A 12,507-nucleotide genomic window follows, 5' to 3' on the forward strand; every position below is an offset into this window, starting at 1 on the left:
ACCGTCGGGGTTGCGAAACCCCAGGTCATCACCGAACGCGCCGACCGGGTCGTCCCGGCCCGTCACGCTTGGGTCAAACCCCTCCATGACGGCCGAGGGGCGGGGCGGCTAGGCGGCCGCGGTCATCGATCGCGACCTGCGGGGCGACCGTCGCGATGTACGCGAGCACCCGGGCGGGTTTGGGGCGGACGCCGGGCCTGAAGTCCAGGGTCGGCGCGTACGGATACGACATGTGGAAACTCATCTCCGGGACGTCCCACTGCCGCCGGGCGCCCCGCACCACCAGGCTCACCTGCCTGACCTCGGACCAGCGCAGACTCGCGACCTGCGGATCGAGGCCCGAGATGACGATGCCGCCGGGGTCCAGGACCGCGATCTGGCGCCTGAGTAGCCGCAGAATGCCTGTGAATGCGGCGGCGATGACCAGACCGACGATGATCAGAGCCCCACCGGCCCCCGGTGCCGAATCACCGGCGCCGACCAGCGCCTTGACCACGTTCTCAGCGCCCGTCCCTAGACAGATGACGACCACGAAAGCGACCACGATCCCGGCCAGGATCTTCGGGACGCTGAGCCAGGCGTGGACGACGAGCCTGCCGTCCGCCGTTCCACTCATCCCGCAGACCCGATCAGCCGAGGTAGACGCTGCCGCGGCGCGAAAGCATCCGGAACAGCGTCTGCTGGATCTCCTCGCGGACGTGATCGGTGAGGTCGAAGACCACCATCGGGTCGTCGGCGGCGGTCACGTCGTACGACGACGTGTCGATCGGCCGGCCGAAGTGGATGTGCCACTTGGACGGCAGCGGAATCAGGCCGAGGGGCCCGAGCAGCGGGAACAGCGGTGTCACCGGGAAGTACGGCAGGCCGAGCGCCTTGGCGAGCGGCTTGAGGTCGGCGACCATCGGGTAGATCTCCTCCGAGCCGACGATCGACATCGGGATGATCGGCGCCCCGGTGCGGATCGCCGTCGTCACGAACCCGCCGCGGCCGAAGCGCTGCAGCTTGTAGCGGTCCTTGTACATCTTGCCGATGCCCTTGAAGCCCTCCGGCCACACCGCGGTCAGTTCGCCCTGACGCAGCAGCGCCTCGGCGTCGTCGGTGCAGGCCAGCGTGGCACCGATGCGGCGCGCGATGTCGCTGATCACCGGGGTGTCGAAGGCCATGTCTGCCGCGAGCGGCCGCAGGTACCGCTGGTTCGGGTGGTTGTCGCGCACGGCGAGCGAGCAGATGATCGCGTCGACCGGGATGGTCCCCGCGTGGTTGGCGACGAGCAGCGCCGCCCCCTCGGCGGGCAGGTTCTCCACGCCGGAGACCTCCACCCGGAACCACTTCTGGTACAGCTGCCGCACGGCCGGGAACCAGACCGTCTCGGTGAAGTGCGGGTCGAAGCCGAAGTCGTCGACGGCGTAGTCGCCGGTCATCCGTTCGCGGATGAAGCCGGACGTGGCGATCAGGGTGTCGGCGACCGCGGACCGCAGGCCGCCGAGGCTGAAGAGCGGCGAGTTCCGGACCGGATCGATCGTCTGCGACGGCTCGTCGGGCAGCAGGATCTCGTTACTGATCGGGACGACGTCCGCCGCCGGACGGCCGAAGCCGTCGGTGTTCGGATGCCCCTGCGCCGTGGCGGCCGCGCGGGCGCCGGAGGTGTACAGCGAGATCACCTTCGCGGTGCGCGCGTCCGCTGGTTTGTCGATCGAGGCCATTGCGGATGTACCCCCTCTCCCGGTATCGGTGCCGATCTGCGATCCCTCATCGTAGTGCCCTGTTCACAACAGCGCAGTGGCGGCCGACACTGCCCGACGTTCCAGCGAACGCCACGCGGAGGCGCCGATGGCGGGTTCGGTGCGGCCGCGTTCGATGAAGTCGTCGAGCGTCTGCAGCGTCGTGTAGCGCGGCTCGAATCCCAGCTCACCGCGCATGCGGGTGGTGTCGAGCACCCGGCCGAAGGCGAGGTAGCTCTCCTGTTCGCTGCGGATCACCGGCACGCGGCCGTCCTTGAGGACACCGATCAGCGAGGTCAGCAGCGGCGCGGGCACCGGCAGTTGCAGATGTCCGGCGCGGTGCACCGCCTGCGACAGACTGACGACGCCGTCGCCGGCCAGATTGAAGGTGCCCGGGATGCGGCGCAGGGTGGCGTGCTCCAGCGCCGCCAGCGCGTCCTCCTCGTGCAGGAATTGCAGTCGCGCCTGATGCCCGAAGGCCACCGGCACCACCGGCATCGCGAGGTAGGCGCTCATCCGCGTCGCGATCCGCGGACCGAGGATGGCCTGCGGACGCAGGATGGTCACGGCGATGTCCTGGCGGCGCCGGGCCAGGCCGCGCGCGTAACCCTCGACGTCGAGCATGTCCCGGCCGTAGCCGCGGCGCGGCTCGCGACGCGCGGGTGTCCCCTCGGCGAAGTACGCCGGGTCACCGGAACTGGCGCCGTAGATCATCGCTGTGGACCGCAGGATCAGCCGTTTGACGCTGGGGGTGCGCTGGCAGGCCGCGCACACCTGCATGGAGCCGACGACGTTCAGCTCCTTGATGGCCGGGGAATGACCGGCCGAATCCATGAGCGACGGCGCCGCATGGACGACGGTGTCGACCTCGTAGCTGGCGAGCGCCTTGGCGATGGCCGGGCGCCGGATGTCCAGGCGCAGGAACTCCGCGCGCCCCATCCGCCGCATCAGCGACTTGGTGGGCACCCGGGAGTCGACGGCCACCACGCGCTCGATGTCCGGGTTCTCGGCCAGCCGCGACACCAGGTAGCCGCCCATGAAACTGGAGGCGCCGGTGACGAGCACCGACCGCGGCGGAGTGATCGGCGCTGCCTCAGACATGACATCAGGTTAACGAACGAAGAGACCCGCCCGGGATCGGGCGGGTCTCTTTCACATGATCGTCACTTGCCGAGCTTGCGACGCTGAACGCGCGTGCGGCGCAGCAGCTTGCGGTGCTTCTTCTTCGACATGCGCTTGCGGCGCTTCTTGATCACTGAACCCATGGGGGTCTCCTCACGATCGGTGCTGATGGTCCGTAGGCCACCACGGCGTCAAGCGACGACGAACGGCGGCGCTCCAGTCCCGCTCAGCAGCGACCGGGACCCGAGTGTTCATTCTAGCGATTACCCGACTTCATGGCGAAATCGGCTGCGCCTTCCATGCCGATCGAGCGGAGTCTAGGCCACACATCTGCCGTGTGGTCTCGACTCCGCTCGACCGTCACGAACTCGGCGAAGGACCCGGTCGACTAGCCGGCGTCGAAGTAGGAGGTCTCCAGGTAGTCGTGCACAGCCTTGGCGTGCACACGGAACGAGCGGCCCACGCGGACGGCGGGCAGCTCACCATTGTGCACCAGGCGGTACACGGTCATCTTGGAGACGCGCATCAGCGCGGCGACCTCGGCGACGGTGAGGAACTGCGACGCCGAACTGGCGCCCGCGGTGCGGGCGTCGGCGAAGTCGTTCCTATCTCCAGGCTTATCTGCAGCAGCCATGAATATATAAACCTCCGGTGCACGCATCGCGGCCACCGGCTTCCCCTCCGGCGGACATAGACACGTACGTGCTGCCAGCAGCTTAACGTGGCGGATGTGAAATATGCGACGTGAGTGGCTAAAACCTGCCGATCGGCGTCGGTTCACACCGGAAAAGCGGAAGAAATCGCAGGTAGTGGCGTCAGTGCTCGTCGGCGCCCAAATCGGCGTTCGACGCACCCGACCCGCGAGAACCCTCAATGTCGACTCGACGTGTCGCCTGACGGCTGACCTCGGCGGCCGCCCGGGCGGCCTCGCTCGCCGCGTGCCGGAGCCCGAATCGCTCGAACTCACGCAGCGCCGCGGCCGTCGTGCCGCCGGGCGAGGTGACCGCGGCCCGCAGGTCGACCGGCGAGAGTCCCGACTCGCTGAGCAGCAGTCCCGAACCGCGCAGCGTCTGCGCGGCCAGTTCCAGCGCCTGCGGCCGGGCCAGCCCGAGTCCGACGCCCGCGTCGGTGAGCGCCTCGACGAGCAGGAAGAAGTAGGCGGGGCCGGAACCGGAGATCGCGGTCACCGCGTCCATCTGCTTCTCCGGGACCACCATCACCTTGCCGACGGTCTCCATCAGCCGGACCGCGACGGCCACCTGGTCGTCGTTCGCGTACCGCCCGCCGCTGACGGCGCTCATCGCCTCGTTCACGAGCATCGGCGTATTGGGCATCACACGGACCACCGGAGAGCCGGCCGGGAGCGCGGCCTCGTAACGCGCCGTCGGGATCCCGGCGACCAGGGTCACCGTGATGCGCTCGCTCTCCCCGTGATCCTCCGCGCGCGCCAGGTCGCGCAGGACGTCATCGACAGCGTCCGGTTTGACGGCCAGGAACACCACCTGCGCGCTCTCAGCGGCGTCGCGGGTGTCCGTGGTGACCCGCACGCCGTACTCGTCCGCCAGCTCCGCCGACCGCGCGGGCAGCTTCTCGACCACCACCAGGTCCCGCACCGGCTTCCCCGCGTTGATCAGCCCGGCCAGCAGGGCCTCGCCGATCTTGCCGCCGCCGATGATCGCAATGCGCTCTGTCATGTCTCCACTCTCGTTCTCGTCACGGAAAATCGCCCTGGACTCCCGGGCCGGTCAGCGCCGCGCCGGAATCAGTGCCAGCTGCCGGGACTGCGCCACCAGCGCACCGGCGGCGTCGACGACGACGTGATCCTCGGCGAACATGCCCCGGCCCACCTCGGTGCTGGTCGCCGCGAAGCGCAGCCAGCCCGGTTCCGGAACGCGCCGCAGATAGGTGGTGAGCTGCACGGTCGGCGCCCAGCCGAACAGTCCCAGGTTCATCACCACCGGCGGCGAGATGTCGCAGACCAGCACCGGGAAGTCGAGAGCCATCGTCTCCGGCTGCGCCGCCGCGTCCCGCGGCCGGGTCCACCCGCGGATCGCGGGTTCACCGGTCCCGCCGCGCAGCACCGGGAACCAGTCCGGGTCGAGCGACAGGTCGAGCGCCGGCGCCAGGTGCATCACCTCGCCGAGCGGCGAGTCGCCGATCGCCACGGCTCCGGGCACCGGTTCGGCCGGCAGGTCGTCGACCGGGGTGGCGCCCCGATGGTGCGGTTCCCCGGTGTCCAGGCGTCCGAGAGTGACCGTCGACGACACCATGAGCCTGCCGCGCTGGGTCACCTCGACGTGGGCCAGTGACACCGTCCGGCCCCGTTTGACGATCCGTACCGCCAGGTCCACCTCGTCCGGATCGGGTGCGGCCAGGTAGTCGCTGGCCAGCGCGAGCGACGACACCCCGTCGAGCAGCGCCGGATCGGCGTCGGGCTCGGCCAGGTCGCTCAGCGCCCGCCGGGCCGCGGCGGCCACCATCATCTGCAGGCTTCCGCCGTGCACCTTCGGCCCGATCGTGAACACCGCGGAGATACTCCCCCGGTACCCGATCGCACTGGAATCCGGCGCCCGGTCGGTCACCGTCAGATCGAGCAGGTCACCAAGTGCGGTCGACATCGGTCTCCTCCGCGGTACTGCGATCGGTATGGCGCCGGGCGAATTCCAGCGAACGCGTCAGCATCGCGGTGCGCTCGGCCTTGCTCTTGGCCGATCCGGTGTGCACCTCCAGCACCACCGACCCGGTGAAATCAACGGCCGCCAGGTGACGGCAGACCTCGACGCAGGGCTGACCGCCGTCGCCGGGGATCAGATGCTCGTCGGTCGCGGCGCCGGTCCCGTCGGTCAGGTGCAGGTGGGCCAGCGCGCCGCCCATCCGCTCCACCATCGCGAGCGCGTCGACGCCGGCCGCGGCCGCATGCGACAGGTCGAGCGTGTAGCTGTCGTATCCGTGATCGGTCGGGTCGATCGACTTCCCGAAGGCCGATGCGGCGAGTCCCGGCCCGCCGCCGCGGTTGGCCATCCGCTGCGCCGATCGGGTGCCGCTGCCGAACAGCCGGTCCGCCCGCATCGGGAACATGTTCTCCACGGCCACCCGGACGTCGGACTCGGCTTCGAGGCGTCGTACCAGCCGGTCGAAGCCACGCACGTACTCGCGCTGCCAGCGGAACGGCGGATGCACCACGACGGTGTCGGCGCCCAGGTCCTCCGCCGCCTGCACCGAACGCACCAGCTTGGCCGACGGATCACGGCCCCACACCCGCTGGCTGATCAGCAGACACGGCGCATGGATCGAGAGCACCGGCACCTGGTACTTCTGCGACAGGTGCGCGACATGCGAGACGTCCTGGCTGACCGGATCGGACCAGACCATCAGTTCGACGCCGTCGTAGCCGATCTCCGCCGCGTAGGCGAACGCCGCCTCGGTGTTCTGCGGATAGACCGAGGCCGTGGACAGGCCGATCGGGATCTCGGGGCGCACGGCCGTTCCCTCGACGCTAGACCAGCAGGACGAGCGGGCCGATCGTCACGATCAGACCCACCGCCAGCGCCAGCAGGGTGGTCGGCAGGTCGCGCTTGCGCAGCACGTACGCGAAGGTCACGATCGCGAAGATCACCAGCACGGCCAGGACCAGGGCGAAGTACACGTACTCCTTCCAGAGCACGGTGAAGCCCCAGAACAGGCCGGCACCGATCGCCAGACCGAGGATCACCTCGCCGATCAGGCCGAGCCAGCCCCAGACCGGCGAGCGCCGGTGTTCGCCGGTGTCGCCCGCGGCCTCCGCCGCGTCGTCGTCGGCCCGCTGCGCCGCGGCGAGTTCACTCGCGCTCGCGAGGTGGTCGGCATCCTCGTCGGCGACGATCGTGGCGACCGTCTCGGTGTCGCTCGCCGTCCCGGTCTCATCGTCGTAGGCGAAAGCGGCGGTGGTGGTGACGACGGGCTGTTCACCGGTCGGCAGGTCTTCGCCGAGCAGGTCGTCGCGTTCGACGGCCCGCAGGCTCCCGGTGTCGATCGGCGCGAAGTCGTCCTCGTCGCCGGAGACCACCGGGATGATGCCGGTGACCACGTTCGCCGACTCGCCGCCGACCTGCGTCGACGGCGCGGGCACGTAGGCCGGCATTCCGCTCGCGCCGACCACGCGGGCCGTCGGGGTCTTGGCCGGCGGCGTGTAGCCGGGCATCCCCGAGGCGGTCGGCGCCGCCGCGTCGTCGGCCGGGTGGTCGCGGTGGACCGACGGCGATCCGGCGCGCGGGAAGGCGGCCTCGTCGGAGGTACGGGCGATCAACTCGTCGACCGTGATCGGTCGGGAATCGGGATCCGGCTCCTGCGCCATCAGCGGCCACTCCATCCTGCTCGCGCGGCCCGCGAGTGCTTCCCCCGCGGGTTTCCGACAATCCTAGTGGTCGGTGGTCATCGGTCCCGCAGGCTCACTGTCGAGTCGTCGGAGAATGACGCCCTCGCGCAGCGCCCACGGACATATCTCGAGTCTATCCACACCCAGTGCCCGCATCGTCGCCTCGGCCACCAGTGCGCCGGCCACGATCTGGGGCGCCCGGTCCGCACTGACCCCCTCCAGCTCGGCCCGGTCGGCCGTCGTCATCCGGGAGATGAACGAGATCAGCTGACGGATGCCGTCCTGGGTCACCGAGCGCTGCACGCGCGGGCCGGCGCTCGACGGCGCGGCACCGGTGAGCCGGGCCAGGGAGCGGAAGGTCTTGGACGAGCCGACCGCCAGACTGGGCTTGCCGGGTGCGCGGAGTTCCTTGGCCGGCCCTTTGAGTTCGGCATCGAGCCAGTCGCGCAGCACCGCGATCCGGCGCCTGTCCGGCGGGTCGTCCTGGATCCACTCGCGGGTCACGCGGCCGGCGCCGAGCGGCAGCGAGATCGCGATGTCGGGCTCCTCGTCGACGCCGTTCGACATCTCCAGCGACCCGCCGCCGATGTCGAGGGCCAGGATCCGGCCAGCCTGCCAACCGTACCAGCGGCGCACCGCGAGCGAGGTCAGCCGGGCCTCGTCGACGCCGCTGAGCACCACGACGTCGAGCCCCGAGGTCTTCTTGACGCGGCGCAGCACCTCGTCGGAGTTGGTCGCGTCGCGGGTGGCCGAGGTGGCGAACGCCATGATCTCGCCGCAACCGGACGACTCGGCGATCCGGGTGAAGTCCTCGATCGTGCTGACCAGCGAGTCGGCGCCCGCCTTGGTCATCCGGCCGTCGTCGTCGATCTGCTCCGCCAGACGCAGCACCGCCTTGGTCGAACTCATCGCGGTCGGTGCGCCGCCCGCCTTCGCATCCACGACGAGCATGTGCACCGTATTACTGCCCACATCGAGCACTCCGAGTCTCACCCGCTCAAATTACTGTGTCAGCGGCGCTCGTGTGAACTGCGCGCGACTACCGTGGATCGTTGTGTCCCCCGATCAACCGCGCCGGCCCGCGCCCGAGGTTCCGCTCGACTTCCCGCACGAGTGGTACGACTTCTTCGATCCCGCCGATCCCGAGCACCTGATCAGCGCCGATCTGACCTGGCTGCTGTCGAGGTGGTCGTGCGTGTTCGGCACCCCGGCCTGCCAGGGGATCATCGCCGGACGGCCGGACGACGGCTGCTGCTCGCACGGCGCGTATCTCACCGACGACGAGGACCGCGAACGACTGGCGGCCGGGATGGCGCTGCTGACCGCGGACGACTGGCAGTTCTTCAAGAAGGGCTCCGGGGCCGATCCGCTGGGCGAGCGCGGCTATCTGGAGGAGAGTGATCTGGACGACGAGCCCGCGCTGAAGACCCGCACCGTCAAGGGCGCGTGCATCTTCCTGAACCGTCCCGGATTCGCAGCCGGGCCCGGCTGCGCGCTGCATTCGATGGCCCTGCGCCGCGGCCTGGAGCCGCTGACCGTGAAGCCGGACGTCTGCTGGCAGTTGCCGGTGCGCCGCGAGCAGGAGTGGGTCACCCGGCCCGACGGCACCGAGATCCTGAAGACCACGATCACCGAATACGACCGCCGCGGCTGGGGCGAGGGCGGGCACGACCTGCAGTGGTACTGCTCGGGTTCCCCCGACGCGCACGTCGGCGCGACGCCGGTCTTCGAGTCGTACGCGCCGGAGCTCACCGAACTGCTCGGCGCCCCCGCCTACGAGGTGCTGGCCGCCGCGTGCCGGCAGCGCACCCGCCTCGGCATCGTGGCGATCCACCCGGCCACCGCCGCCGCCACGACCCGCCTGGATCGCGACCTCAAATACGAGCAGCTGTAGCCACCGTCACGAAGCGACGTTTCGACACCGCCCTCGGCTATCGCCTCGGCCGGGCTCAACGGGCTGAACGGACACCCCGACCCTCCGGGCCCGGACTCGACGGGCTGAACGGACACCCCGTCCCTCCGGCCCCGGACGCAGCGAAGCGAGTCCGCGGACCGGACCAGGTGAAGCGAGCGGCTCCGAAGGACGACCTTCAGGCCTTCAGTCGAAAGACGTCGCCCCGCGACCGCTACGGCTCGAACTTGTAGCCGAGACCGCGCAGGGTGATGAGGTGACGCGGCTGTGACGGATCGGGCTCGATCTTGGAGCGCAGCCGCTTGACGTGCACGTCGAGGGTCTTGGTGTCGCCGACGTAGTCGGCGCCCCACACCCGATCGATCAGCTGGCTGCGGGTGAGCACCCGGCCGGCGTTGCGGAGCAGATACTCCAGGAGGTCGAACTCCTTGAGCGGGAGGGTCACCTCGTTGCCGGCGGCCGTCACCGTGTGCCGCTGCACGTCCATCCGGACGGGCCCGACCTCGAGGACACCGATCGCCGCATCATCGTCGTCCGCGACCACGCCGCCGCGGCGCAGCACGGCCCGGATGCGGGCGATCAGCTCGCGCGCCGAGTACGGCTTGGTGATGTAGTCGTCGGCGCCGAGTTCCAGGCCGACCACCTTGTCGATCTCGCTGTCCCGGGCGGTCACCATGATGACCGGCACGGAACTCTTGGCGCGGATCACCTTGCAGATCTCGGTGCCCGACATGCCGGGCAGCATGAGGTCGAGCAGGACGATGTCGGGGCTGAGCCGTTCGAAGGCGCCGACGGCCTCGGAGCCGTCGTTGATGATGCTGGCCTCGAAGCCTTCCTTGCGGAGCAGGAAGGCCAGCGGGTCGGCGAGGGCTTCCTCGTCTTCGACGATCAATACGTGCGTCAAGGCGTGGGTTCCTTATGTTTCTGGGGACGGCTGGATGGGGAGATACAGGGTGAAGGTCGATCCGGTGCCGGGCCGGCTCCACAGTCCGATGTGGCCGCCGTGGCTCGCCGCCACGTGTTTGACGATCGCCAGGCCCAGCCCGGTACCGCCGGTGGCGCGCGACCGGGCCTTGTCGACGCGGAAGAAGCGCTCGAACACGCGCTGCTGATCGACCGGCGCGATGCCGATGCCGCGGTCGGTGATCGCGATCGACGCCATCGTCTGACCGTCGACCTCGACCAGCTTCCGGCTGATCGAGACGACGTCGCCGGGCTGCGAGTGGTTGATGGCGTTGACGAGCAGATTGTTGAGCGCGGTGAGCAGCAGGGTGCGGTCGCCGGGCACCACGTAACCGGCCCGCCGGTCACTGACCAGCTCGATCTGCCCCACCTCGGCGCTCACCGCCGCGGACGAGAGCGCGTCGTCGATGAGGGCGTCGACGTCGACCTCGGTGAACTCCTCGATCCGGCCCTCTTGCAGACGGGACAGACCGATCAGCTCGTTGATCAGCGTGCTCATCCGGGTGGCCTCGTGTAGCACGCGGTGCCCGAAGTGCTCGACGGCGGCCGGGTCGTCGCGCGACTCGAGCATCGCCTCGGCCATCAGGCTGATCGCCCCGAGCGGGGTCTTCAGCTCGTGCGAGACGTTCGCGGCGAAGTCGCGGCGGGTGGCCTCGACACGGAGGTTGGTGGAGTCGTCGTCGCCGTAGACGAGCGCGTACCGGGACGTCCCGTGCTCGGCGAGGCGCACCACGCAGCGCACGTTCTCGATGGTCCGCGGCATGGTGCGCCCGGTGGAGACGAAGCCCATGGTGGACACCGGCGGCACGAACTCGAAGTGCCGGTCGACACCGGTCGCGAAGACCTCGGTGACCACTTCGGCGACCGGATCGGCGAGCACGTCGCGCAGCAACCCGAGTTCGACGGCCCGCTGGTTGAACAGCACGATGTTGTGGTCCACATCGACCACGGCCAGTCCCGACTCCGAGTGGGTGACCAGCAGATTCAGCAGGCCACCGCGGCTCACCGAGCCGTCGGAGTTGTAGGTGACGGCACCCTCGTCGACGAACGCCGGACCCGACAGCCCGGCCGCATGATCGGGCACGCGCGGGCTAGCGGTGGACTCGGACACAACCGGCAGTCTACGACCAGTCAACCCGCAGGGGCGACCTGAGACGAGCCGGTTAGCGCGCTGTTCACGGAAGATTCGCGCGAGTGTCCACGAGGTGAACCGCGCTCAGGAGCTGGAACTGACGACGAGGTCGTCGTACTCGGGGTGCTGGCCGAGGTACTTGATGACGTAGGAGCAGACCGGGATCACCTTGTTGCCGTCGGCGCGGATCTGGTCGAAGACCTGCTGGACGAGCTGACCGGCGTAACCGCGCCCGCCGTACTGCGCGAAGACGACGGTGTGGGTGAGCGCCAGATGGTCACCGTCGGAGTGTCCGCTGTCGCGCGTGTAGTCGAGGTAGCCGACCTCGGTCGGCACACCGTCCTCGTCGAGAATCTCCGCGCGGAACCGCTCGCGCTCGTCCAGATGCGTCACCGTGATTGCCCCGTCACTCATGCCCTCCAATGTAGCCGAGCCCACCCGGTCGCGCAGTGGCGTGCGACGGGTGGGCTCGGCGATGCGGGCCGGGAACGGCGGGCCGTGTTCGAACTACTTGCTGCCCTGTGCGGCGACCGCGGCGGCACCGGCGGCGGCCGCCTCCGGGTCCAGGTACGTGCCGCCCGGGTTGATCGGACGGAGGTTCGCATCGAGCTCGTAGACCAGCGGATTGCCGGTCGGGATGTTCAGGCCCGCGATGTCGGTGTCCGAGATGTTGTCCAGGGTCTTGACCAGGGCGCGCAGCGAGTTTCCGTGCGCCGCGATCAGAACGGTCTTGCCTTCCCGCAGGTCGGCCGCGATGGTGTCGATGAAGTACGGGATCAGCCGCTTCACCACGTCGAGCAGGCACTCGGTCAGCGGCACCTCGATCCCGGCGTAGCGGGGGTCGCCGACCTGGCTGTACTCGGTGTCCGGGTCGATCGCCGGCGGCGGCGTGTCGTAGCTGCGGCGCCACAGCATGAACTGGTCGTCGCCGTACTTCTCCTTGGTCTCCGCCTTGTTCAGCCCCTGCAGCGCACCGTAGTGGCGCTCGTTGAGCCGCCAGTCGCGGTGCACCGGAATCCAGTGGCGGTCGGCCTTGTCCAGCGCGATGTTCGCGGTGGTGATCGCGCGGCGCAGCAGCGAGGTGTACAGGACGTCGGGCAGCAGGCCGTTCTCGGCGAGCAACTCGCCGGCGCGCACCGCCTCGGAGCGCCCCTTCTCGGTGAGGTCGACGTCGACCCACCCGGTGAACTGGTTGGAGGCGTTCCACTCGGACTCGCCGTGCCGCATAAGAATCAGCTTGCCGTTGCTCATGGTCACAGTTTCGCACATCGTCGGCGAGCCGCAGGCCGAGCCGCCAGACCGC

The 12,507-nt window shown here is 69.5% G+C and carries 15 protein-coding genes; 1 reads left to right on the top strand and 14 read right to left on the bottom strand.

What is annotated here, in order from left to right; all coding sequences use genetic code 11:
* Positions 1–73 precede the first annotated feature (73 nt).
* The 10 genes from ACSEEN_RS10365 to ACSEEN_RS10410 form a co-directional block, all read right to left on the bottom strand.
* Entirely contained in the window at positions 74–616 is a 543-nt protein-coding gene (locus ACSEEN_RS10365; protein WP_440713127.1) for a hypothetical protein, read from the bottom strand.
* 13 nt (positions 617–629) lie between these two features.
* Complete coding sequence (locus tag ACSEEN_RS10370; protein WP_440713128.1) at positions 630–1,703, bottom strand: lysophospholipid acyltransferase family protein; 1,074 nt, start codon at positions 1,701–1,703, stop codon at positions 630–632.
* Positions 1,704–1,766: 63 nt separating this feature from the next.
* Complete coding sequence (locus ACSEEN_RS10375; protein ID WP_298446462.1) at positions 1,767–2,822, bottom strand: NAD-dependent epimerase/dehydratase family protein; 1,056 nt, start codon at positions 2,820–2,822, stop codon at positions 1,767–1,769.
* A 62-nt stretch (positions 2,823–2,884) separates the two neighbouring features.
* A complete protein-coding gene (locus ACSEEN_RS10380; protein ID WP_003402602.1) occupies positions 2,885–2,986 on the bottom strand; it encodes a 30S ribosomal protein bS22 in 102 nt (33 codons plus the stop codon).
* 245 nt (positions 2,987–3,231) lie between these two features.
* The gene (locus tag ACSEEN_RS10385; protein ID WP_247865141.1) at positions 3,232–3,477 is read right to left on the bottom strand and encodes a helix-turn-helix domain-containing protein; all 246 of its coding nucleotides are present in this window, start codon (positions 3,475–3,477) and stop codon (positions 3,232–3,234) included.
* A gap of 181 nt (positions 3,478–3,658) precedes the next feature.
* On the bottom strand, positions 3,659–4,537 hold the full coding sequence (proC, locus tag ACSEEN_RS10390) for a pyrroline-5-carboxylate reductase (RefSeq protein ID WP_298446461.1): 879 nt from the start codon (positions 4,535–4,537) through the stop codon (positions 3,659–3,661).
* A gap of 51 nt (positions 4,538–4,588) precedes the next feature.
* The gene (locus tag ACSEEN_RS10395) at positions 4,589–5,461 is read right to left on the bottom strand and encodes a thioesterase family protein (RefSeq protein WP_247865143.1); all 873 of its coding nucleotides are present in this window, start codon (positions 5,459–5,461) and stop codon (positions 4,589–4,591) included.
* The gene (locus ACSEEN_RS10400; protein ID WP_298446460.1) at positions 5,442–6,323 is read right to left on the bottom strand and encodes a sugar phosphate isomerase/epimerase family protein; all 882 of its coding nucleotides are present in this window, start codon (positions 6,321–6,323) and stop codon (positions 5,442–5,444) included. Before ACSEEN_RS10400 ends, ACSEEN_RS10395 begins: the two co-directional genes overlap by 20 nt.
* 16 nt (positions 6,324–6,339) lie before the next feature.
* Entirely contained in the window at positions 6,340–7,176 is an 837-nt protein-coding gene (locus tag ACSEEN_RS10405) for an Rv0497 family membrane protein (protein ID WP_298446459.1), read from the bottom strand.
* A gap of 63 nt (positions 7,177–7,239) precedes the next feature.
* On the bottom strand, positions 7,240–8,190 hold the full coding sequence (locus ACSEEN_RS10410) for a Ppx/GppA family phosphatase (RefSeq protein WP_247865146.1): 951 nt from the start codon (positions 8,188–8,190) through the stop codon (positions 7,240–7,242).
* 61 nt (positions 8,191–8,251) lie between these two features.
* Here ACSEEN_RS10410 and ACSEEN_RS10415 point away from each other — a divergent pair, with 61 nt between their 5' ends.
* Entirely contained in the window at positions 8,252–9,091 is an 840-nt protein-coding gene (locus ACSEEN_RS10415; RefSeq protein WP_298446458.1) for a DUF3109 family protein, read from the top strand.
* Between the two features lie 232 nt (positions 9,092–9,323).
* On the opposite strand, the gene ACSEEN_RS10420 is transcribed toward ACSEEN_RS10415, so the two are convergent.
* The 4 genes from ACSEEN_RS10420 to ACSEEN_RS10435 form a co-directional block, all read right to left on the bottom strand.
* The gene (locus tag ACSEEN_RS10420; RefSeq protein ID WP_247865148.1) at positions 9,324–10,013 is read right to left on the bottom strand and encodes a winged helix-turn-helix domain-containing protein; all 690 of its coding nucleotides are present in this window, start codon (positions 10,011–10,013) and stop codon (positions 9,324–9,326) included.
* A 12-nt stretch (positions 10,014–10,025) separates the two neighbouring features.
* Positions 10,026–11,183 (bottom strand): sensor histidine kinase, encoded by a 1,158-nt coding sequence (locus tag ACSEEN_RS10425; protein WP_371307194.1) that lies wholly within the window; start codon positions 11,181–11,183, stop codon positions 10,026–10,028.
* A 105-nt stretch (positions 11,184–11,288) separates the two neighbouring features.
* The gene (locus ACSEEN_RS10430; protein WP_247865149.1) at positions 11,289–11,618 is read right to left on the bottom strand and encodes a GNAT family N-acetyltransferase; all 330 of its coding nucleotides are present in this window, start codon (positions 11,616–11,618) and stop codon (positions 11,289–11,291) included.
* Between the two features lie 93 nt (positions 11,619–11,711).
* Positions 11,712–12,455: a phosphoglyceromutase gene (locus tag ACSEEN_RS10435; RefSeq protein ID WP_247865150.1), complete on the bottom strand. Its 744-nt coding sequence runs from the start codon at positions 12,453–12,455 to the stop codon at positions 11,712–11,714.
* Positions 12,456–12,507 lie beyond the last annotated feature (52 nt).

It is taken from the genome of Gordonia marina, assembly GCF_052036135.1.
In the GTDB taxonomy this organism is placed as follows: domain Bacteria; phylum Actinomycetota; class Actinomycetes; order Mycobacteriales; family Mycobacteriaceae; genus Gordonia.